Source organism: Alicyclobacillus acidiphilus NBRC 100859 (genome assembly GCF_001544355.1).
Classification (GTDB): Bacteria; Bacillota; Bacilli; order Alicyclobacillales; family Alicyclobacillaceae; genus Alicyclobacillus; species Alicyclobacillus acidiphilus.
The window spans coordinates 1-23,091 of sequence record NZ_BCQI01000047.1; the positions used below are offsets into that span (position 1 = coordinate 1).

At 54.5% G+C, this 23,091-nt stretch carries 20 protein-coding genes and 1 riboswitch; of the genes, 18 read left to right on the forward strand and 2 right to left on the reverse strand.

Annotated elements, in window-relative coordinates; translation table 11 throughout:
- The first annotated feature begins 579 nt into the window (after positions 1-579).
- From AAC01S_RS13795 to AAC01S_RS13815, 5 genes are read left to right on the forward strand one after another with little or no spacing between them, the layout of a single operon-like run.
- Complete coding sequence (locus tag AAC01S_RS13795; protein WP_067623485.1) at positions 580-903, forward strand: PadR family transcriptional regulator; 324 nt, start codon at positions 580-582, stop codon at positions 901-903.
- Positions 896-1,441: a DUF1700 domain-containing protein gene (locus tag AAC01S_RS13800; protein WP_067623488.1), complete on the forward strand. Its 546-nt coding sequence runs from the start codon at positions 896-898 to the stop codon at positions 1,439-1,441. The genes AAC01S_RS13795 and AAC01S_RS13800 overlap by 8 nt, the downstream gene beginning before the upstream one ends.
- 1 nt (position 1,442) lies before the next feature.
- Positions 1,443-2,303 (forward strand): DUF4097 family beta strand repeat-containing protein, encoded by an 861-nt coding sequence (locus AAC01S_RS13805; protein WP_067623490.1) that lies wholly within the window; start codon positions 1,443-1,445, stop codon positions 2,301-2,303.
- A gap of 51 nt (positions 2,304-2,354) precedes the next feature.
- Positions 2,355-3,593 (forward strand): MFS transporter, encoded by a 1,239-nt coding sequence (locus AAC01S_RS13810; protein WP_067623493.1) that lies wholly within the window; start codon positions 2,355-2,357, stop codon positions 3,591-3,593.
- Positions 3,590-4,858 carry an alanyl-tRNA editing protein gene (locus AAC01S_RS13815; protein ID WP_067623495.1) on the forward strand — a complete coding sequence of 423 codons (1,269 nt, stop codon included), beginning with the start codon at positions 3,590-3,592 and terminating at the stop codon, positions 4,856-4,858. The genes AAC01S_RS13810 and AAC01S_RS13815 overlap by 4 nt, the downstream gene beginning before the upstream one ends.
- Here the strand turns inward: AAC01S_RS13815 and AAC01S_RS13820 are convergent.
- Positions 4,824-5,195 (reverse strand): hypothetical protein, encoded by a 372-nt coding sequence (locus tag AAC01S_RS13820; protein ID WP_067623497.1) that lies wholly within the window; start codon positions 5,193-5,195, stop codon positions 4,824-4,826. The two genes, AAC01S_RS13815 and AAC01S_RS13820, sit on opposite strands and share 35 nt — an antisense overlap.
- 202 nt (positions 5,196-5,397) lie before the next feature.
- Between AAC01S_RS13820 and AAC01S_RS19670 the strand changes: the two genes are divergently transcribed.
- From AAC01S_RS19670 to AAC01S_RS13885, 13 genes are all read left to right on the forward strand, one after another.
- A complete protein-coding gene (locus AAC01S_RS19670; protein ID WP_174520856.1) occupies positions 5,398-5,796 on the forward strand; it encodes a hypothetical protein in 399 nt (132 codons plus the stop codon).
- 90 nt (positions 5,797-5,886) lie between these two features.
- The gene (locus AAC01S_RS13830; protein WP_067623500.1) at positions 5,887-7,740 is read left to right on the forward strand and encodes an ABC transporter ATP-binding protein; all 1,854 of its coding nucleotides are present in this window, start codon (positions 5,887-5,889) and stop codon (positions 7,738-7,740) included.
- Positions 7,741-7,982: 242 nt separating this feature from the next.
- Entirely contained in the window at positions 7,983-8,579 is a 597-nt protein-coding gene (locus tag AAC01S_RS13835) for an alpha/beta hydrolase (protein WP_067623522.1), read from the forward strand.
- A 152-nt stretch (positions 8,580-8,731) separates the two neighbouring features.
- Positions 8,732-9,343, forward strand: coding sequence for an NAD(P)H:quinone oxidoreductase (wrbA, locus tag AAC01S_RS13840; RefSeq protein ID WP_067623502.1), 612 nt, complete (start codon positions 8,732-8,734; stop codon positions 9,341-9,343).
- Between the two features lie 464 nt (positions 9,344-9,807).
- Complete coding sequence (locus AAC01S_RS13845; RefSeq protein WP_067623505.1) at positions 9,808-11,919, forward strand: peptide ABC transporter substrate-binding protein; 2,112 nt, start codon at positions 9,808-9,810, stop codon at positions 11,917-11,919.
- A gap of 235 nt (positions 11,920-12,154) precedes the next feature.
- Positions 12,155-12,302, forward strand: a riboswitch (cyclic di-AMP (ydaO/yuaA leader).
- Positions 12,303-12,492: 190 nt separating this feature from the next.
- Positions 12,493-13,512 carry a rod shape-determining protein gene (locus AAC01S_RS13850; protein WP_067623507.1) on the forward strand — a complete coding sequence of 340 codons (1,020 nt, stop codon included), beginning with the start codon at positions 12,493-12,495 and terminating at the stop codon, positions 13,510-13,512.
- A 153-nt stretch (positions 13,513-13,665) separates the two neighbouring features.
- A complete protein-coding gene (locus AAC01S_RS13855; RefSeq protein WP_067623509.1) occupies positions 13,666-14,829 on the forward strand; it encodes an ROK family transcriptional regulator in 1,164 nt (387 codons plus the stop codon).
- Positions 14,830-14,994: 165 nt separating this feature from the next.
- Entirely contained in the window at positions 14,995-16,287 is a 1,293-nt protein-coding gene (locus tag AAC01S_RS13860) for an ABC transporter substrate-binding protein (protein ID WP_067623511.1), read from the forward strand.
- A 74-nt stretch (positions 16,288-16,361) separates the two neighbouring features.
- Positions 16,362-17,258 carry a carbohydrate ABC transporter permease gene (locus tag AAC01S_RS13865; RefSeq protein WP_067623524.1) on the forward strand — a complete coding sequence of 299 codons (897 nt, stop codon included), beginning with the start codon at positions 16,362-16,364 and terminating at the stop codon, positions 17,256-17,258.
- A complete protein-coding gene (locus tag AAC01S_RS13870) occupies positions 17,255-18,145 on the forward strand; it encodes a carbohydrate ABC transporter permease (protein WP_067623514.1) in 891 nt (296 codons plus the stop codon). The genes AAC01S_RS13865 and AAC01S_RS13870 overlap by 4 nt, the downstream gene beginning before the upstream one ends.
- Before the next feature lie 63 nt (positions 18,146-18,208).
- Positions 18,209-19,159 carry a glycoside hydrolase family 130 protein gene (locus AAC01S_RS13875; protein WP_083511808.1) on the forward strand — a complete coding sequence of 317 codons (951 nt, stop codon included), beginning with the start codon at positions 18,209-18,211 and terminating at the stop codon, positions 19,157-19,159.
- Positions 19,160-19,225: 66 nt separating this feature from the next.
- The gene (locus AAC01S_RS13880) at positions 19,226-20,284 is read left to right on the forward strand and encodes a BtaManbiosPhlase (RefSeq protein WP_067623517.1); all 1,059 of its coding nucleotides are present in this window, start codon (positions 19,226-19,228) and stop codon (positions 20,282-20,284) included.
- Between the two features lie 25 nt (positions 20,285-20,309).
- Positions 20,310-21,701 (forward strand): hypothetical protein, encoded by a 1,392-nt coding sequence (locus tag AAC01S_RS13885; RefSeq protein WP_067623520.1) that lies wholly within the window; start codon positions 20,310-20,312, stop codon positions 21,699-21,701.
- 233 nt (positions 21,702-21,934) lie between these two features.
- On the opposite strand, the gene AAC01S_RS13890 is transcribed toward AAC01S_RS13885, so the two are convergent.
- Positions 21,935-23,091 (reverse strand): MFS transporter (locus AAC01S_RS13890; RefSeq protein ID WP_157071182.1); only part of this gene is annotated, 1,157 nt, incomplete at its 5' end.

The window sequence follows — 23,091 nt, forward strand, 5'->3', positions numbered from 1 at the left end:
ACAGGCCGAGTTGCTCGGCGCGATCGCGCTGCCGGGCGCTGACCGCCGGGCAAATAGGCGGCCTGGGGCGGCTTATTCCGCGAAACGGTCGGCGTCGCTGACTGGTTGTTGATGAACTAGGTTGCAAAAATCGGCTTGTCGCTTTGAGCGTATCCCGTGTTCTCAGAACCTATCTCGGCCAATTTCGGCCTCACTGGCGACGAATTTCTTCCGATTAGATTCCTTGAACTCCGTGAACTCCTACAATCGATACCACGGAGATTCAGGGCCCGAAAGGGGCTCTCCTCAGGTTCCGCCTCTTTGACGCATCTCCATTTGCCGTAACCTCAGTTCACAACGTCGGTGCCCATCGTCGAAGAGGCTTCCGTGCACTTATCTCCATTTGCCGTAACCTCAGTCCACAACGCTCGGCAGGTCCAGCGGACACTCATGCACGCACATGCACTCAATTGAGCGACAGTCTCTTACAATTACTTGTTGCGGATATATAACAATGTAGTACAATACATTACAAGGTACTGATTGAAAGCTGATTCAGTATATGGGTTTGTTCAGGTTGCCTCCGAGGTGGTCCAGCTTGTGAATGTTCAGTTTAAGAAAGGTATTTTGGAGTTGTGCGTTTTGGTTCTTGCCATCCACCAGGACCGTTACGGGTACGAGTTGGTGAGTTCGATATCAGAAAAGTTCGAGATTGCGGAAGGGACGATTTACCCTTTGCTGCGACGGCTCACGAAGGAGGGGTATTTTTCGACGTACCTGGTCGAGTCCAGAGAGGGTCCTCCACGCAAGTACTACCGCCTCACTGAGCAAGGAAGGCGATACGCCGACGAACTCGTGGCGGAGTGGCGGGAGTTTGCGCAAAGCGTGGCGAGGATCATTGAGGAGGGTTTGAGAGGTGACTGACCAGGTGTTCATCAAGCAGCTCAATCGGTTGTTGAAATCACTGCCTCAGGAGGAGCGGGACGACATTCTCGCCGACTATGCGGAGCACATTCGGATCGCCCGGGAGTCCGGCAAGTCGGACAGCGAGTTGTTTCGGGACCTCGGCGATCCGTCGACGATTGCGAAGGCCATTATCGCAGAGTACCACGTTGGTGTGGCATCACGCACGAAGAGCGTTGCGGCGCTGCTTCGAGCGATCTTCTCGGGCATTGGACTAAGCTTTCTCAACTTCGTGATTCTACTGCCGCCATTTCTTGTCTTTCTGGTGATGTTTGGCGTCGTGTACGTGATATCGTGGCTGCTGATTCTTTCCCCTGTCGTCGCTGTCTATGGCGTGACGCAGGGAGTCAGCATTGGTGTGATATTTCTCTCCTGCATCACGTTGGGCGTTGGTATCCTCGGTGTTTTGGGCGAGTCCTGGTTCATCAAGAAGCTGTTTGCCGAGTGGGTCATTCGGTATTTGCGGTTCAATCTTCATCTTGCAAAGAGAGGTGTGTGACATGACCAATAAACTCGTCTGGCTGGCACTTTCCTTGATTGTGATTGGTTGCGTTGGCGTTGCGATTGAGCGTCCGACGGTGAATATCGTGGACGGCCGTGTCGTACAATCCACAGCCAGCTATATGACAGGCATCCATGGACGGATTCCTGTACAGCATTCCATCACCAACGTCGTCGTGAATACAGCGGATACATCTGTGACGGTGACGGGATCGACGGGAGAGACAGTGACGTATACCGGAGAAATCCGAGTGCCGGGTCACGAAGGGCAGAACAATCCTCATCAAGCGGTTCAATCCGAGTGGAGCACCAAGGTCGTCGGCAACACGCTCCACCTGACGTTGAAGCAGCCTTTGTCCACAGCCTTTGGGGGCGACTGGTCTGGGCAAGCTCCCTATCTTCATGTGGTTGTGCCAAAGGGTGAATCCGTTCAGGTGACCACGACAAACGCGGATGTTCAGTTGCGTTCCCTGTCGCACAACGGCACGGTGCAGACATCCAACGCCGATATTGTTGTATCGGACATCGGAGGGACAGCCAACTTGGTCACTTCGAACGGCTCTGTCAACCTGGACAACGTGCTGGGCCCCGTCACAGCCAGCGACAGCAACGGTGAAATCTATGGCACATCTCCCATCGGAGGCGACTGGAGTTTGCGGACATCGAATGCTGGGATTTCGATCACGGTGCCGAGATCCACCAATGCCGTCATCCAGGCCTCCACATCCAACGCGTCACTGAATGGCAACGTGGGCTGGAACAACGCCGGGGTTGGTCAGGGAACTTGCAGACTGGGTACAGGTTCGCGTACGGTTGAACTTGTGACGTCGAACGGCTCCATCACAGTGAATCAGTCGTAGGCGTTCTGGCACCGTTTCGGTGAGTTCATCAGTGAGAAAGTCAGGGACGGCATGACGAAACGACAGACAAATCGCAGTCAGTTGTGGGCTCTGGGCTTGGGCGGATTTCTCGTCAACGCGGACAATCGAGCCATCTCGCCGATGTTGCCGGCCATCGCGATGGCGTTGCACACCTCCACTTCGACAGCCGGACTGTTGGTGACCGCCTACTCCATCCCATATGGATTGTTTCAATTGATTTACGGTCCCATCGCGGATCGAATCGGAAAAGTTACCACCATTCTCGCTTCACTATGTTTATTCGCGATAGGAACGGTCATTTGCGGTGCGGTCCACACGTTTGCATCACTGCTCATTCTTCGCGTGATCACCGGGATGTTTGCCGCAGGTATTATCCCGACGACGTTGGCCCAGATTGGAGACATGTTCGATCTCGCCGAGCGCCCTCGCGCCATCGCCTTTTTCATGTCCTTTTCGACCACGGGGCAGGCGATGGGAATCGTGATCGGCGGCATTGTGGCGCAGTATGTCAGTTACCGCGTACTCTTTTTCATCCTTGGCGTCGCAGCGCTTCCCACCATCTTCACGATGGCGAAACAGCGCGCAAGCGCAAAGGCCGAGGCTGTCGGTCTGGAACCATCAGAGTCGACCGCGGTCTCAGCGCAAGCGACTAAAGCCATGTCGGCGCTTTCACTCAAATCTCGATATCAGACGCTGTTGCACAGCAGGCGAGCGTGGTTGGTGTATAGTCTGGTGCTCTGCGAAGGACTGGTGTTTTACGGCGGCTTCACGTTCCTTGGGGTCTACGGCGTGACCATGCTGCACGCGTCGTATTTGACGATTGGATTGCTCACAGCCACCTACAGTCTCGGGGCGTTTCTCGGCAGCCGCACCATCACCGCCGTGCTGAATCGCATTGGAACGCCGCGCATGCCCATCTTTGGCGCTGGTTTGATGACGCTTGGCTTTCTCGCCGTCTGGGGCGTGCACAGTCTCATTGGGCTGACACTGGGACTGATCCTGCTGGGGTTTGGATTTAGCTATTGCCACTCCACGCTGCAGACCTATGCCACCGATCTCCTACCCAACGGCCGCGCCACAGCGATTTCGCTGTTCGCCTTTTCCTTGTTCTTTGGCAGCGGGCTTGGGCCCATGCTATCCGGCCAAGTGCTGGACGCGTACGGCATGCGAGCGATGCTTTTGACCATTGCGGTGTGCATGGCCGCGTTCGGGTTGGTGTGTTGCATCGTTGCGAATAAGGCATATCGGAAATCGGAGGGTTCGACATGAGTGTTCAAGCGGAGCGGCTCTACTATTCGGACAGCTATCTGAAGGAATTTGTCTCCATCGTGATCGACGTCAAAGAGGATGAGGGCGATACGTGGGTTCGGCTCAGGGAATCCGCTTTTTATCCCACATCAGGCGGACAGCCGTACGATACGGGGGTCCTTTTCATCGAAGGCGGCTCCGAAGCCGTTCGAGTGACGGAGGTCCAGGTGGAGGAAGGCCAGGTGTGGCACAGGCTGGCGGGCAGCCTGTCAGTCGGACAAGCTGTGACTGGACGCATCGATTGGTCCCGACGGTTCGACTTCATGCAGCAGCACTGCGGACAGCACATTCTGTCGGCCTGTTTTGAGCAAGCACTTGGCGCCAAGACGTCGAGTTTTCACATGGGCGATACCTATTCCAGCATCGATCTCGACAAAGACCTGACAGACGACGCCGTTCTGCTTGTCATGCGGCGGGCCAACGAATGGATTTGGCGCGATGTACCCGTGCGGGCGCGGTTTGTGACGGAGGACGAGCTGTCCACGATGAAGCTGCGGAAGGCGCCGAGTGTGAAGGAAGACATCCGGATCGTCACCATCGAAGGGCTGGAGGACAACGCTTGCGGCGGTACCCACCCAGCGTCCACTGGTCAGGTTGGACAGATTCTGATCACAAGAACGGAGCGCATGCACGGTGGAACTCGGGTTGTCTTCGTGTGCGGAGGGCGGGCCCTGTCGACCGCGAAACAAGCAATCGATACGCTTCGCGGCCTCGCGAACGGATTGTCCGTCGGGCCAGACGATGTACCTCTCGCGGTAACTTCTCTGCAGGAACAGTTCAAGGAAAGCAAGCGGAAGTACGAAGCGCTTCGCGGCCAGTACAGCGGTTTGCTCGCTCGCGATTACGTCAACACCCAGCTTCAGACCATCGATAGCACATGCGTCCTCGTCGCCGAGATCCCCGATCTCGACGAGGTCCACGAATTGAAGCGCTTGGCCTCCTCTTCGGTGACATGGATCGCAGATGCACATCCAAACGCTCCATACATAGTCGTTTTCGTCGGAGGATGGATGGGACGCGCACACGTGGTCATTCAAGCCGCGGAGAATGCGCCAGTGGCAGCCAACCAACTCATTCAAGCTGCGCTGCCGCCCCTCAACGGAAAAGGCGGCGGCACCGCAGTGGCCGCGCAGGGCTCTGCGCCCGTGGCAGTCAAGGAAGCGGCGGACAGTTTGGCATCGTGCCTGCGTGCTAATCTTCCTTCGTTTTCTCGCGAGCTTCATTGAGCTTCTTGACGAACTTCCCCAGATTTTTTTCGATGTTGTCCTTAGGCAAGCCATTCATGGCGATGGAGCCGTCGAGCTTCGGATCGAGCATGGCCGCAATGAACAAATCCTCGATCCGAACACCTTCTTCTTTGACTAGACACGCGGACATCTGTTCTGCGAGGCGAGGCTGGGTCTTCAGGTGCAGGATGACTTCCACGTCGTAGGTCATACCTGTGTTTTTGCTTTTGACTCTGGTCGATCCCGACCACCGGAACGTCTCATTCTCACGCTCGAACGGGGATTTGTTGTCGCGAAACGCCTTCGCCATAATCGATTGCTGTACTTCCAGTCGCATTGTTCTCACCCAAACGTAGGATGGACACATTTGGCAAACGGTATCCAGCCAATCTGTGCTCCTTCATGCTTCCACCATAACTCATCTGTATTGACAACTTGTATTCATATGTATACGTTTGTGTTGCACGAGGGTTTTGCGCAATGGGTCGTGAAAGGGTTGTGTGAAAGCTCGATACATTGGCATGCGGAGGCTGATTTTCGTGAGACATGGAGAACATGGCGGCCGTAATCGACACATGAAGTGCGGGGACGGTCGCGGCGGACATCCCAAACACGGCGGCGCCCAGACGTTTCGCCGCGGTCGGGCACTGGAATTTCTGCAGAGGTTGGATATCAAACGCGCGACGCTCAGCCAACAATTGGCTCAACGCGAACTTGCGTCCATACACCCCGTCATCAGCGGGGAACTGAAAGCCATTGAACTGGTTCGGAATGAGTTCATTGAATTGTTTGAATTGTATGAGGCGACGGCTGCTGGCCGAGACGATGCGCAGGGCGATGCGTCGGGTGCTGACGATACAGATCGTCGATCATCGCCGGATGCGATGGACGGAGCCTCGTTGGATGCGATGGACGGAGACGCTTCTCAAGAATCGTGATCCGGGTTCGGGACGTGATTAACCGTACGATGAACCGCACGATGGGCTTCATATCTGACAAATAGCACATGAAATAAGGGTGGATGGTCTATGGGTATGCCTGGAGCCGGATTCGGCGGGCGTGGCGGCGGTGGCGGTGGCGGCAGGCACCACTGGGAGATGCGAGAACTCGCCAAGCAGGAGCATTTCGATTGGAACATCGTGCGGCGGGCAAGCGCCGCGTTTTTTCCATATTGGCGCAAGGCCCTCGTCGTGTCGATCCTGTTGTTGGCCACATCGGCGGGCGGCACGCTGCCAGCGTGGTTGACGCAGCGGATCATTGACGAGGGAATCCTGAAAGGCAAAGTGTCGGTTGTGATGGAACTGACCGCTTCGCTAATTGGCATCGCGCTCGTTACGGGGCTGCTCGGGGTGGCGCAAACTTGGCTTAGCAACTCGGTCGCGCAGGATGTCATGGCGGATTATCGCTTGACTCTGTTCAAGCACATCCAGCGTCAAACGGTCAGCTTCTTTGCCTCTCGGCAGGCTGGCGATCTCGTTTCTCGCGTGATGAATGATGTCACAGCCATCCAAAACGTCATCACGTCGACCATGATGGGCTTCGCGAGCAACGTTTTGGCCATCGTGACGACACTTGCCCTGATGTTCGAAATGAACTGGAAAATGACGGTCTTGTCGTTGATCGTCGTTCCTGGATTCGTGCTTCCAACGCAGCGAGTCGGCGGCATCCGGCAAACGCTTCAAGGACAAATTCAGCAGAAATTGTCGGCTTTGACCGTACAGTTGAGTGAACAGTTCGGCGTGAGCGGCGCCATGTTGACGCGCATCTTCAGCCGCGAGACCGATGAAATTGCGAAATTCAGCGAAGTGAATCAGGATTTGCGCAACCTTCAGGTGAGGCAGACCCTCGTTGGACGCTGGTTGTTTATGTGGATTGGCATGTTCTCATCCATCGGGCCGGCGTTGTTGTGGGCGTATGGCGGATGGCTGGCCATCCACCATCAGATGGGGCTTGGCACGATTGTGGCGTTCACGGCATTGCTCGGACGCCTGTACAGTCCGTTGAGCCAACTCGCGCAGCTCCAGGTGAATCTACTGTCGTCCATCGCGTTGTTTCGGCGAATCTTCGCCGTGCTTGATGTCGAGCCGGAAGTTCAGGACGGCCCCATCACGATTCCTGACGGCAGCGTCGAGGGACGCATTCGCGTGGAGCATGTCTCGTTCGCCTATCGAAAACGCGAAGACAATACGCCTATTGAAATTCTCAAGGATATTCAGTTGGATATCGCTCCAGGACAAATGGTCGCTCTCGTAGGACCAAGCGGCGCTGGCAAGACGACCTTGCTCAACCTCATCCCTCGATTTTCCGATCCGCACTCGGGACGCATCGTGATCGACGACTACGACAGCAAATCGCTGACACTGTCCTCGTTGCGCGGACAGATGGGACTGGTGCCGCAAGATCCGTTCTTTTTCCACGACACCATCTACAACAATCTGCTGTTCGCGAAACCTGTGGCGACGCGCGACGAGATCGAGCAAGCATGTCGGGCAGCGCAAATTCATGACATGATTGCGAGCTTGCCGGAGGCGTACGACACGGTAGTCGGAGAGAGGGGATATCGGCTGTCTGGCGGAGAACGCCAACGTCTCGCGATTGCCCGAGTTCTGTTGCGCGCGCCGCGCATCGTGCTGCTCGACGAAGCGACCAGTGCGCTTGACACGTTGGTTGAACGACAGATTCAGGAGGCATTGGCCGTTCTGATGCAAGGACGGACTGCGATTGTCATTGCCCATCGGCTTTCGACCGTGCTTACCGCAGATAAGATCGTCGTGCTGAATCACGGCAGAATCGTTGCGGAGGGCAAGCATCATGCGTTGCTTGAGACAAGCGATCTGTACAAAGAGTTGTACGAGGCTCAGTTTGCTGTACAAGGGGGCTGACGCGACGGTCCCGATCGTGATCCAACAAAGCAATTGACAAAAGGTAAGTTAATAACATATCATCTATCTTGTTCGCTTACGAAAACAAAGTATATTACAAGGTGGTGTGCTGCTATCGTCAAATGGAATTGACCAGAGCGGCGTATGCGACTGGCGTGACAGATGGAAACTAGCCTGGGAACGGAAATCGCCCATGCACATAGGATAGCGAGGTAATCGTCTTGGATTTCATCCACAAATACATGCCTTCGCCAACCGGAGTGAACGATGTGACACTGTTGCTTCTCCACGGCACCGGCGGAAATGAAGAAGATCTGCTTCCGTTAGGCCAGTTCCTATTCCCGGATGCCGCTTTGTTGGGCGTGCGAGGTAAAGTTTTGGAAGGCGGTATGCCCCGTTTCTTTCGAAGATTGGCAGAAGGCGTGTTCGATGAGGAAGATCTCATTCTTCGCACGCATGAACTCGCGAGATTTGTGGAAGAAGCCGTTCAAACGTACGCGTTGAACCCGAAGCGTATCATCGCCGTCGGCTATTCCAATGGAGCGAACATTGCGGCTAGTCTGCTGTTTCTAGAACCAACCGTTCTGTCGGCCGCCGTGTTGTTGAGGGCGATGGTGCCCCTGCAGCCGAAGGTGCTGCCCGATTTGACTGACAAACGGGTGCTGATGTTGTCTGGCAGGCAGGACCCTTTGATACCATCGCACAACACGGAGAAACTCGCGGATTTGTTTGGACAAGCTGGCGCCGATGTTACGTTGAAGTGGCAAGATGCCGGCCATGGACTGACGAATCCACAGATCGCGATCGCGCAAGCGTGGATGCAACAGTTTGCACTGTAACCGGGTCGTGACAGCATGCAGACATCTGTCCAAAACACGGCCTTGCTATCGATGCATGATCAGGACGCATTCTGTCAATAACGTAGTTGGCAGAACAGTCATTCGCTTTCAAAACATATTGGGCCATTCGGCCAACGAGGGAGACGAGATCCATGTCTAATGTAAAACTTGCGGTGGTCTATTACAGCTCGACAGGCACCAATCACAAAATGGCCGAGACAGCTGCGGCTGCAGCAAAGGAAGCTGGCGCTGAAGTCAAAGTCCTGAAGGTGCCTGAATTGGCTCCAGAAGAAGCCATCGCGGCGAATGCAGGATGGAAAGCTCATTACGAGTCGACACGGGATGTTCCAACCGCAACAGCGGCAGATCTCGAGTGGGCGGACGCCATTATTTTCAGTGTGCCGACACGTTTCGGAAATGTTCCGTCTCAATTCAAACAATTCCTTGACACCATGGGCGGTCTTTGGGCACAAGGAAAAACGGTCAACAAAGTGGTCAGTGCTATGTCCAGCGCCCAAAATCCCCATGGAGGACAGGAAGCAACCATCCTTTCTCTGTACACAAGCATGTACCACTGGGGAGCTATCGTCGTTGCGCCTGGGTACACTGATCAAGTGTTGTTCGGCGCCGGTGGCAATCCGTATGGGACGAGCGTTACAGCCGTCGAGGGCGGCACGATTGACGACGCTGCCATCGCCGCCATCCAGCACCAGGCAAAGCGCGTGGTCACCATCGCTGGCTGGTTGAAGAAGGGGCAGGCGTAACAGCCGTCCCATTCACCGAGCGTTTGGCAGTGGAGGAGGCGCGCGGGCCGCGGCCCAAGGCATGCGGCCAAATAGGCGTCCCCGGCCCGCTTATTTGCCTCCGCCGCCTCCATCCGCCACTCACCAATAAAAGCAGCCGATCCGCAGGCGGATCGGCTGCTACTTTTTCAGCCAAAAGCTGAGTTCAAGCGATATCTGCGGTTTCTGCCACGATGTCGCACGATCGCCAAGATTTATGAGATCACAACGGTCAATAGGTCAAAATTGTACCATTTTGCGTCATGATAATGCCATTTGGATTCTCAGCGTGCAATTATACTCTTAGTTGAGCTCAGATGTGCAAAGTGCAGGGAGAAGTCGTCCCAGGTGGCTTTCTGTCCTGGATGTAAACGCTATCATACTACTTCTATCTGTTCTTTGACAAAAGCAGATGCATGGAGAAAGTATTTGGGGGGTTGTGAACGATGGCTACCATGAAAAAGCGACTGGCAGTCTTGACTGCGGTTGCTACGGCTGCTGCAGGGGTTGTAATCGGCTGCGATCAATCGATTACTCCTTCACCGACAAACACCACGGCCGCCAACGACGCGACGGGCGCAGCGAGTACGACAGCTTCGAGCGGAACCGTGATCGTCGCTGGACCCGCGGGAAACAGCATGAGCACCCTGGACCCAGGACAGTGGGGCGCGCAGATCCTGATTGATCAGGGCACCATCATGGAAGGGCTCTATGGCTACAACCAGAAAAATCAAATTGTCCCGAAGATCGCGACGGGCTACAAGCTTTCCAATGGCGGGCGGACATGGACTTTCACCCTGCGGAAAGATGCCAAATGGTCCAACGGCCAACCGGTTACGGCGGAGGATTTTTACTACGCGTACATGAGACAACTTGCGCCTAGCAACACGGGTGGACAACTCTGGCTCAGCGTGTTGAACGACGTGAAAAACTCGTACGCGTATCATGCAGGGTCTGTTCCTGCCAGCGCGGTCGGGTTGAAGGTCATTAATAAGTACACGCTGCAAATCACGACGGCTGTGCCGCACTATATACTGGGTGATCTTGCGCAAGCCGGATCGATGCCTATCAACGAACAGGTGGCCAAAGCTCACCCGAGCAATTGGTTCTTGCCGCCGTATTTTGTGAGTGACGCGCCGTATACCGTGAAATCGTTTACCACGAACGGAACGGTCGTGCTTGTTCGCAACCCGAAGTATGTAGGACACGCGGGCGAAGTGAACGTGGGAAACGCGAAAGAAATCGAGTTCGTGCCAGGCACAAGTGTGCCGGTAGAGGATTTTGAGGCGGGCAAGGTCGATGTGGCGCAGATCTCGTCGACATCGGACTTGCAATATGTGAATACGCACGCGACGTTGAAGAGCCAACTTCACTCGGCCCCGCAGTACGGAATCACGTACCTTCAATATGACAACTCGGAGGATCCTTCTCCGCTTAACAAGGTTGCGGTGCGACAGGCGATTGAAATGGCCATCGAGCGGCAACCCATCGTGCAATCCGTGTTGAGCGGGATGGGTGGTGTGACCGACACGTTCTCGACACCGGGATGGCCGACAGCGAAGTACGAAAAAGGTCTGTCCACCAACATCGCCAAGGCTCAGGCGTTGTTGAAGCAGGCTGGCTATCCAAATGGCAAGGGCTTGCCGACTGTGTATCTCTACGCGGAAGTACCGAGCGTCAATCCGCAGTCTGTCTCTGTTGCGGAGGCCGTTTCGGAAGAATTGCAGAAAAACTTGGGCATTCAGACCAAGATCGTTCAGTTGAACCAGACGGACTATGGAAATGTCACCTACGGCGGTCCGATGAAGAATATCAAACCTGGCTTCAACGTGGCGACAAGCGGAGTCAACAATTTGGATCCATCTTCGTTGAATCTTGGCGGAGATCAAGGGATCTATTGGCCGGGTGACTACGGTGCGTCGACGGCATTCGTTCAACACGTGTATCCTTGGTACAATACGCCGTTCGATCCCGCTTCCATCAAAAAATACGGCGATCCGAACGATAAGAGTGAGGGCGTCAAGTGGAGTCAGTGGGCGCCGCTCTTGAAAGCCGCGCAATCGGACATTGCGTATATCAACAAGTGGGTTTCGCAGCAGCCTGCGAAGTGGCAGAGCATTCTTCGGCCGCCCGGCGTTCCGACGCTCAATCAGCAGTGGACGCAAATCGTAAATTCGTGGAAGACAGCGAAGACGCCGGCAGAGAAACACGCGGCGTACGTGACGGCGTGGGAATTCGTGGCTCCGTACTCTCAGGGTGAATCCTCTGGCGGTATCAATACGAGCAGTTTGGACGTTCAGGTGTACTGGGACAAGAATGAGTCCACTGATGTGCGAAATTGGCGCATGTGGCAAGCTGAGTACCAGAACAGCCCAGACATGTTCTCGTCGGCTCCACTCGCCGCGAAGCTGATGACGCAATTGATTCAACAGGGCTACACCATTCCCTTGTATTACGGCAAGACCTACTACCTGGAACGTTCGAACGTGACCGGTGCGCAGCCAAACCCGTGGTCCTGGAGCAATTTCTATCAATTGCAATACCTTTCGACAAAGTGAGCGGTTGACTTCGACGAAGGACGACTTAGGACCGCCCTGCGTCAGCTTGACAGGCTGAGCAGGGCGGTTTTTTCTTGCACATCCTTTTTTGCGCACTATTACCAGTACATGGGATCTATCATGTTTCAATCTTTCGGTGTGCCCCCAAATACTAGAGAAAGCAATCGAATCTATAAAGGCGCTATATCTTCCAGCACACTCAGGAATGGCTGAATTTCGTGGAATCGGCGGTTTGCAAAGGCAGTCGCTCATGCATGGCGGGTCCACGAAAACGGGGGAACCAACTTATCGGGGTGAATTAACAAGCTGCGCTCGCAGACCTGTTATAGGCGCTATGTCGCCGAATCCGTCAGCTAACCTCGTAAGCGAATACTGTAGGAATGCTGTTACACCTTTGGCATTCTTCACTTTGATTCCAGACCATAGGTAGTGTATGGGACCGGTGTCCTGCACGAACAACGTCACCAGTCAAACATGTGCCTTTGCATGATCGTGGCCGCAATTGTGCCGTCACAGGTCATGTGTTTCGCTGTCTCGCCATGTTTCAGACATACTAAAGGAGTGCATGAACCGATGCATCTTGTTGCGGATTTGGGTACATCGAATTTCTACGCAGGCGTGATTGGGAGCGAGAACGTATTGCATGAACCGTGCGTCGTTGCGTATGAAAAATGGGGTCAGACGATCATTGGGGTTGAAGCTCACAAGATGCTCGGACGAAATCCCGATATCATAGAATTGATCAAGCCTATAGACGGCGGCTGTATACAGCATATGGATTCGGTGATCGAAATTCTTAAGCACTGCGTCAGAACCTTGACGCCAAGGCGTGTTTCCCGAAAGTTCGAGTTGACATTGGCCATTCCCTCGGGTCTCACCAAAGTGGAGGAGCGGGCTCTCGAGGAAGCTGGGAAATCGGCTGGCGCGAATCGTGTGCAGCTCCTGAACGCGACGGTCGCAGCCGCGGTGGCTGCCAATCTGCCCATCGAAAGTCCGACGGGGTGCCTTGTCGTGAATTTAGGTGCCGGGGTGACCGAGGCTTCCCTCCTTTCCATGCGCGGTGTCGTGTCGAGCCATCGCATGCGGCGTGGTGGAAGCATGATCGACCAGGCTATCGTAGAACGTGCAAAGAAGGAGCACGCCTTCCACATTGGTTCTAGAACCGTTGAAGAACTCAAGCATGAGATGTGCAGAGACTTGGAATCGCCCGGGGCGGAAGTCCGTGGAAGAAACCTGCGTACCGGACTCCCCGACGCGTTGTTCGTTCCGCGTAAGATGATAGAAGAAGAAATTGACGCGTACTGCGATTCTATTGTCGATCTCATTGGGCAGGCCTTGTCTTCGTGCCCGCCGGAATTGGCCGGCGACGTGGTCGAGCGGGGCGTGGTGCTGGTCGGCGGGGGCGCGCGGATGAGCCAGATTGAAGGCAAGTTGGTGTCACGCCTGAATATCCCTGTCGTCATTCCAGATGAACCGGAACTCTGTGTGGTCAAAGGTCTTCTGCGATCGCGTTGGATCCAGAACAACCGCACTTCCGGATCGTATTTCCGGAAGTTGGTGGCACCTTCCCAAGGTGCTCAAGACGGGCACTAAACGTTCGACGATACATTTTACTCCATTTGGCCATTACGAGGATAGCCAACATAGTGACGTCAAGGGTCCGAGGATGAAGAAATCCTTGTCGAACCTTGACAATCTATGTCGCTCATTATTAAATAACAGTTAGTTAGTAAGTCGGAGGTGCCTATGAAAGGGAATCCGGAGCTGTTGAGGCAGTTGAACGAACGGCGGATTTTCAACACGATTCGGCTCAAGGGACCGATATCGCGCGTGGCTTTGCAAAGGCAAACGAATTTGACCTTGCCGACCGTCTCTCGCGCGGTCGAGACGTTGTTGGAGCATGGATGGGTTCGATCCATCGGCGTCGCTGATTCAAGTGGCGGCAGGCCTCCGGAAATGCTGGAAATCTGTGCTGGCGGAGCCGGAGCCATTGGGGTGGAAATCGGACGTCAGGAAGCCAGAGTGGTCTATGTCAATCTGGTTGCCGAAGTGGAAGCGGAAACATCCATCGACATCCACGAATTGGACGGGCCCAATCACTTGATCGCGTACCTGCAAAATTTCATAGAGACATACGGCGTCGACAAATCCCGGATCTTGGGCGTGGGCGTCGCGGCTCCAGGCACGGTGGATGCGCCTGGCGGTCGAATTCTCTACCCGAGCGATCTACCGGAGGCGTGGCATGGCGCGGAAATCGTGCAGCAAATCGGCAATGGTCTGCATTTGCAGGCGTGGATTGAGAATGACGCCAATGCAGCCGCGCTCGGCGAGACGTGGTTTGGCAAAGGTCTCGACAAGCGGCACAGCATCTTCATTCTCGCGGACGCTGGCGTCGGAGCGGGTGTCGTGATCGATGGGAAGATTTACAGCGGCTCAAACAGCACGACCGGCGAATTCAGCCACACCATCGTCGATATCCACGGGGAGACGTGCATCTGCGGGAGGCGTGGCTGCCTGAACACCGCGGTATCCATCTACAACATCGATCGCGCCATTCGAGCCGGACGTTCGAGGGCGGACGGGGAATCGTTCGATACCGTGATCGCGAACGCCAAACGGCAGCTCAATCCGGATGCGGATGTGCTGCATCGCTTTTTTGAGTACTTGAGCGTGGGCATTTCGAACTTGGTCCAAGTTCTCGATCCGGGCATGGTCATCCTCGGCGGCCGCATGCTGTTGGCCGATTCATTTATGACCGACTCGGTGATCATGGGCGTTCGAGAGATTTGCGGCGACGGACACTTTGAGATTTTACCAACGTCCTTCGGGATGAACGCGGTGGCGGTTGGGGCTGCCACGCTCGTACTCCAGAGTTTGTTCGATCACACGCAGTTGGTGGCCCATCCGTGAGGTCGGTCGAGTGACGATCGCGCTGTAAACGCATTCAGATACGCCCGGAACACAGAGCGTCCAACGTTTAAAGGGGGTGACTGCCTGCGAGCCAAACGAGAGGGACTCGAGAAACAGACTGAGTCAAGCGATTTATGGTGTTCTTTACGAGAGGAGATTGGTCAGATGAAAGCGTTACCGAAATATGCGGCTCTCGGACTTTGTGGATTGCTGTTTGTTTCGACGACAGCATGTGGAAATCAAAACAGCGGCAGCAGCGGCGGTTCCAAACAGGGACCTGTCACCATTACAGTCGGGACCTGGGACGGTGCGCAAGAGCAGGCTCAATTGCAACAGATCATCAATAAAATCAACGCTCAGCACAAAGGTGTATTTCAGATCAAGGACGTCAACGTGCCATCGAATTACGATCAGAAGCTCAAGACGGAGCTGGCCGCGGGCACCGCGCCCGACATGTTCTATCTGACGGACGGGGAAGCGTCCACCTACGCGCAGGACGGTGCGATTCTCAATCTCGATCCGTATTTAAAGAAGTATAAGGACAAGGATCTGGTTGCCAATACGAGCGCGTATTATCCGAGTACGTTGCAGAACGACAAGTACGACGGATCGTACTATGCTTTGCCGTGGATTGGCCAGCCGACCGTGATGTACTACAATCCGAAGCTGTTCAAAGAAGCCGGACTTCCTGAACCAACGGCCAATTGGACCTGGCAAGATTTTTTGAAAGATTGCCAGGCTATCAAGCAAAAGACGGGGGCATACGGATTTCTCTTGGCAAACGGGTGGCCGCCAGTGTATGACTTCATCTGGTCGTTTGGCGGAGATCTGTGGAACAGCACCATGACGAAGAGCACATTCGATTCTCCCCAGACCGTCCAAGCGTTGACATTTCTCCAGACGTTGGTCAAGGACAAACTGGTTCCGACGCAGGCTGAGTTGACCAATGTCAACATCGAGGATTTGTTCCGCCAAGGGAAGGTTGCCATGTTCATGGGTGGCGCAGCTGACGGCAACTACGACGCGCAAGGCTTCACGGCGAAAGTCCAAGTGCTGCCGAAGGGCGTAAAACAGGTTACTGACTTGGGCATTGACGATATGGCAATCAACAGCCATACGAAAGTCGACAAAGATCTGGTCTTTCAAGCTTATATGGCCTTATTGGATGCAACGGATCACTGGAAAGTCGTTCCCCCTGTGAAGAAGTACGCGGCAAATCTTGAACAACTGGAGGTATCCGATGCGCCGGGCGGACACACGCCAAAAGATCGAATTCAACCCATACTGACCTCGATGAAAATCGCGCGGGTCTATGAGCAACCGAAGGATCCAACCAAAATGCAAAATGTCGCCAATGTCTTGGCGAACGACGTGTACGAGCCGTTGCTGCTGGGGACATCCACACCTGAACAAATCGCGAGCAAGACGCAGAGCGATCTCGATGCGGCCATCAAATAAACGGAGATTCGCGGAGAGAACGTCCCCCCTGGTTTGCGAAAGCTGGGGGGAATACGAGGTGATAGGCATTGAAGATGAGGCAAAGGGAAGCCTTGCTCGGATACGCGTACATCAGTCCCTGGCTGATTGGTTTCATCTGTTTGACGCTGGGACCGTTTATCGCATCTTTTATTCTTGGATTTACTCAGTATGACTTGTTGAATGCGCCGAAGTTTATCGGTTTTCAAAACTACATTCACGCAGTCACAGATCCTGATTTTTGGCAGTCTCTGTATGTCACGTTCTATTACGCTATCTTTTCCGTGCCGCTGGATTTGGCGGTGGCCCTGGTCTTAGCCATTTTGTTGAATCAGAAGGCCAAGTTCATGAGGATGTTTCGGACCATATTCTACTTGCCTGCGGTATTGCCGCCAGTCGCGACAGCGATTCTGTGGAACTGGATACTCAATCCGCAGTACGGCATCTTGAATCGATTCTTGGCGGTCTTGCACTTGCCTCAACCGCAGTGGTTGATCACGCCGCAGTGGACCGTGCCGTCGTTCATCGTCATGAGCGTCTGGGGCGTCGGAACCTGGATGGTGACGTTCCTTGCGGGACTGCAGGATGTCCCCGTCAGTCTCTACGAAGCTGCGATCATCGACGGAGCGACGCTCTGGAAAAAGTTTTGGTATGTGACGCTGCCCATGATATCGCCCGTGCTGTTTTTCAATTTGGTGATGGGGATCATAGGCGCGTTCAGTTTCTTCACCCAGGCGTTTGTGATGGGTTCCGGTTACGGCGGTCAAGGCGCGGGCGTCAACAACGCAGGCTTGTTCTACGCCTTAAACCTGTACATCCAGGGATTCACAGAGTTGAACATGGGTTACGCCAGTGCGTTGGCGTGGATTCTTTTCCTCATCGTCCTGCTGCTTACGCTGTTGGTGTTCAAGAGTTCCGCACTGTGGGTCTACTACGGAGGTGAAAAGGAATGAGGTCGGAGTCTGCGCGCCTGCAATCGGCAAGAATCGGTGGTTTGGCGGGGAGCAACGCCAGGATGAAAAGCCGGCTCTACCGTTTGGTGATCTATTTACTGTTGATTGCAACGTCCATTTGCTTCTTGATCCCGTTTGCCTGGTTGGTGCTCAGTGCCTTTAAGACAAGTGACGAGATTTTCGTGTATCCGCCGGTGTGGTGGCCAAAGCACTGGGAGTGGGGCAACTTCTACCAGGCCTTGACGACTTTGCCGTTTGCCCGGTACGCCTTGAATACCATCATTATCGCGGGGCTCAATGTCATCGGCAACGTGCTGTCGTGCTCGCTGGTCGCGTATGGGTTCGCCCGATTCAGATTTCCCGGCCGTCGGATCTTGTTCATCGTCCTGTTGACCACCATGATGGTCCCGAGTCAGGTCTTGCTCGTGCCGCAGTTCATTATGTTCCATGACATTGGCTGGACCAACAGCATTTTGCCGTTAACCGTCCCGGCGTTTTTCGGATCGGCATTCTACGTCTTTTTGTTGAGGCAATTTCTCATGACCATCCCTTTGGAGCTGGAGGAAGCGGCGACGATCGATGGAGCCGGAAGTCTGCGAATCTTCTTCGAGATCATCTTGCCGCTCATCAAACCGGCTTTGGTCGCGGTGGCCGTGTTCGCGTTTCAGGGGGCGTGGAACGACTTTCTATCGCCGCTTATCTATCTGAACGATCCAAGCAAGTTCACGCTTCAGTTGGGATTGACCCAGTTTCAGGGCACGTACAAGACGGAGTGGAACTTGATTATGGCGGCAAGTGTTGTCGTGATGTTGCCGATGCTCGTGATTTTCTTCCTTGCTCAGAAGTACTTTATCGAGGGGATCACGATGACGGGGACAAAAGGATAATCGGACTCAACGAATTGATCATACGAAACAGAGACTCGAAAGCGGAGTGGAGGAACTTCTAGCATGGTTTTGTCTGTCGGCAACTTTCCCATAGCACCCTTTGCGAAACACGAGAACAATCCAATTCTGGCGCCAATTGGCGATACCTGGGAAGCCAAGGACGTCTTCAATCCGACGGCTGTCGTCAAGGATGACAAAGTGTACATGCTGTACAGGGCCGAGGATCACAGCGGTGCAGGGAAGTGGAACGGGACGTCGCGAATTGGACTGGCGGTCAGCGACGATGGGATCCGGTTCGAACGCCACCCCGATCCTGTGTTGGTTCCCACGGAGCCGTACGAGTTGCCGGGCGGATGCGAGGATCCTCGCATTACACAAATTGACGACACGTATTACCTTACGTACACGGCTTTCGATGGGAAAAGCGCGTACCTGTGTTTGGCTACATCGACGGATTTGTTTCATTGGACGAAGCACGGCATCCTGTTCCCGTCCTGGACGGGCGGCTTGGACACCGTGTGGTCGAAGTCCGGCGCCATTCTACAGCAACCGGTGAACGGAAAGTATGTGATGTATTTTGGGGATACGAGTATTTGGGTCGCGTATTCGGAAGACCTCATTCATTGGACGCCCGATCCGAATCCGGTGATATCGCCCTCTACCGACCAAACACGGTTTGACCATGTCTTGGTTGAGCCGGGGCCGCAGCCAGTGCTGATAGATGAAGGCATTCTTTTGATATACAACGCTGCGCAACGGATTATCGCGCATGGTACGCCAGAGCATGGAAAACTGCGGTACTCCGCTGGACAAATTTTGTTGTCGAAGGATCAACCTTCGCGCGTACTGAAACGCACCGAATTGCCGTTTTTCGTTCCAGGCACGATGGACGAGACCACCGGGCAGGTTGACAATGTGGTATTCGTGGAAGGCCTTGTGGCCTATCGGGGCGCCTACTATCTCTATTACGGGATGGCGGATTCCAAAATTGGCGTCGCCATTTATCGTCCATAGGTGCCCGCGTGATCAGGACGATTTCACACGGAAGGTTAGATCAATCTTCAACAGGAGGAACATTCGATGAATGTATACCGCTATGAAGAAAATCCTCTGATAACACCCGCAGACGTGCGTCCTCTACACGAAAACTTTGAGGTGATTGGGGCGTTCAACGCTGCGGTCACTGAACTCGACGGTGAAGTCATTATGTTGTTGCGCGTCGCGGAACGCCCAATCATGGAGGAGCCAAATATGGTCAAGGTGCCGTGGATCGACGTTGAGTCAGGGAAACTCACGGTGCATGCAATCGACACCAGGGACAGTCGCTACGATCTTCGCGATCCGCGAGTGGTACAGGAGCGCGGCAAGTCCACATGGTCGTATTTGACTTCGATTTCGTACTTGAGAATCGCGCGCAGCAAGGACGGCCGCCATTTTGACATCGACGACGGCGCGTTTCTCTACCCCAGCGGGAATTTGGAAATATTCGGCGTCGAGGACCCACGTATCACCGCGATCGACGGTGCGTATTACATTACGTACAGCGCGATCTCGCCGGCAGGCGTCGGCGTCGGACTCGCCGTCACCCGGGATTTTCGGTCCGTGGAACGAATGGGAATGATTTTTCCGCCTGAAAATAAGGACGTCGTCCTGTTTCCGGAGCGCGTTGGCGGAACGTACTACGCGCTGCACCGGCCGGTTCCAAAGGGTGTTGGGGGTCCAGAAATTTGGATAGCCGAGTCACAGGATCTGCGGCACTGGGGTAACCATCGTCATCTGTTGCCGTTGCGTCCCGGACAGTGGGACAGCACGCGGATTGGCGCTGGAGCGCCGCCAATCAAGACGCCGAGCGGCTGGCTGGAGCTCTATCACGGCGCGGACGAGCGCAATCGGTATTGCATGGGCGCGATTCTGTTGGATTTGAACGATCCCACAAAGTTGCTGGCCCGCGCCGAGCAACCGATACTCGTGCCAGAGGCCGACTACGAGAGGGTAGGATTCTTCGGAGACGTTGTATTTTCCTGCGGAGCGCTCGTTTCTCGGGATATCGTCAAGCTGTATTACGGCGTTTCCGATACATCCATGGCATGCGCTGAACTTCGGCTCTCTGAAATATTGGGAGCCTTAACATACTTGTAACCTCACATGAATTGGAGGCGTTTGTATGTTTGAAGATGTATCCAATCTGCCCGCTCACGCACCAATCAACTGGAAGGCGCAGGCAGACCGGTTCGTGGAGTATATACGCCAGGAGAGCAACGGTGTCATGCATCGCCTTCCGAACGGACATGTGCATTTCACGGCATTCCTGGAAGGAGAAGGGCAAGAACTGATTACCTACGGCGCGATCACGCTGGGGCAACTGCTGCGGGGAGAAGATGTGGAATCGCTTCTTCCGTCGCTCGCCGACTATTTTCAGGACGACTACGGAATCTATCAGAATCGCATTGGAGATCGGCGTTCAGAGTACTGGTACTTGATGTACGTCAACGCTTTGGCGGCCAGCATTACGCGTCTCGCCTTGGCTGACGATCGTGGCAGCGTCGATCGCGTATATCGAAGCATGGTGAGACTTCGGGAACTTGCTCATCAGATTGACTACAACTTCGATGATCAAGGATACGACTTTGAACATGGTCGTCCTTTCACGGACAACGACGCGTTCAGGCAGCCGGATACCGTGGGCGGCTACGCGTTCCTGATGCAGTTCGCCTACGAGATGTTCGGCGAAGACAGTTTCCGCAAGGAGGCGGAAATTGGTCTTGATAAGTATCTATCGTTCGCTGAAAACCCTTGGTACGAAATACCAAGCGGGGCGATGGCTTGCCTCGCGACGGCGCGCATGAACGCTACGGGATCCAAGTTCCCGATGGAAAAGGCGATTGGCTTTGCGCTGGATTCAACGCAAGGAAGCTTGCACAAGGGCAAATGGGGCAGTGAAGAAATCAACGGCCTGATGCGCGGTTGGCGCGGTCATACCCGTGAGGAAGCGTCGTCCATGGCCTACAGTTTGGAAACATGGGTACTGTTGCCCTATTTGCTTCCGGTCGTGCGCTATGAGCCATCGCTCGCGAGAGAAATTGGGAAATATGCCCTCCATGCGTCATGCAACGCTCGGATGTTCTTCAGCGACCAACTGCCGGAGGGATCGCAGGCGAGGCCGGATCTGTCCGCCGCAGTTCCTTACGAAGCGCTTCACAAAGAGCGAGACGGGCATTCCCCGTACGCTGCAGGCGACTTCTTCGGACAAAAGTCGATATACGGCGGCGCACTGACTTTGTGGTGGGGAGCCATCATCCGGCAGACATCCGATCCGTATGTCCTTGGCCTGAACGTGACGAAGACCGATTTTCTCAACCCGTCGGCCGACGAGATTTATCTGTACTACAACCCGCACGGCGAACGTGTCGAGATTGTGGACGAAATTGGCGACAGAGCGGTCGATCTCTACGATTTCACGACCGGAACACTGCTTCACAAGGGTGTCAGTGGCCATGCCACCCTTGTGATCGAGCCGGACCAAGCGCTCATTGTCAAGTGGCTGCCAAGCGCGTGACGCCTTGCGTCTGGTAGGGCTCTGCGGCATCCGCGACCGAAACAGACAACGTCTGAACTGACATATTTATCAATGACCATAGTTCAATTTACAATGGCGTGCCAATTGGCACGCCATTTTGATTGTCAAACTTCATGTCGCTTGGCGATGATTTCATCTGTCATTCCCTTTTGGCACCTCAAAACGGAACTCGTTCATCCAATAGGTGCCTCGCCTCTTAGGGCTGAAATTTATTAGGCTTTCTTCACAAACTTCCTGGACATGTCGATGTTGGCGTCGACTGCAGCTTTATCCCCAATGAGCGCAGACGCGATCGCGGAAGCGATGGACAAACCGACGGATATGATAAATGCCAGACTCAATCCGTGCATGAACGACGGGCCGATCAAGTTTGGAAAGAACGAATGGCCTGTAATATTTGAAACTGTATGTTTCGGCAATGTTGTCAGCAGTTGGTGAGGCAGCATCGAAGCTAAAGGATTGTAGCCCAACAGAGCAGCGAACAAGGACGCTGTTGGCGGGAGTGACGCAATGCGTTGGACGACATCCGCTGGCAGTCCTTGTGACGTGAGCCCTGAAGCCACCGCGCTCGGCAAACTGGTCGCCAAGCCTGCGATCACGATGGAAAAGAACACGCCCATGCTCATCATCTGACCCGCATTCATGAAGGTGGCCCGCATGCCTGAACCGACACCGCGATATTTGACCGGGATCGAGTTCATGATGGCGGCACTGTTTGGAGAGGAAAACAGCCCCATTCCGACACCGACGACGACCAGATAGACAGCAAATAAGAAGTAGTGAAAATCAACGGGCAAGGTGTTTAACAAGTAGAAACCAACAGCAGACAACACCATGCCAATCGTGGCAAACGCGCGGCTGCCGAATCGATCAGACAGCCAACCGCTGATCGGGCCCGCCGCCAGGAATCCGACCATTTGCGGCAGTGTGTCGATGCCGGCGAGAAGCGGTGTTTGGGAAAACGACACGCCGTGAAGCGGCAGCCAGATTCCTTGGAGCCAGATAATCAGCATGAATTGCAAGCCGCCTCGCGCGAGAGCTGCTAGGAAGTTGCTGAAGTTACCCAGTGAAAAGGCTGGAATTTTGAATAGCTCCATATGGAACAGTGGTTCTGACACAACCCGCTCGACAATCACAAAGGCTATCAACATGAGAACCCCGATGACGAGAGCGCAAATGACGAACGGATTTTCCCACCCCATCGCGTGTTTGCCGTATGGCATGATACCGTAGGTGAGCCCAATCATAATTCCGAGAATGCCCAATCCAAGCGTTACGTTGCCCGCGATATCCAGCTTGGGGGATGTCTTTTCTCGTTCAATTTCATGCAGTCCGATGTACGCCCAAATCGTTCCAAATAAACCGATTC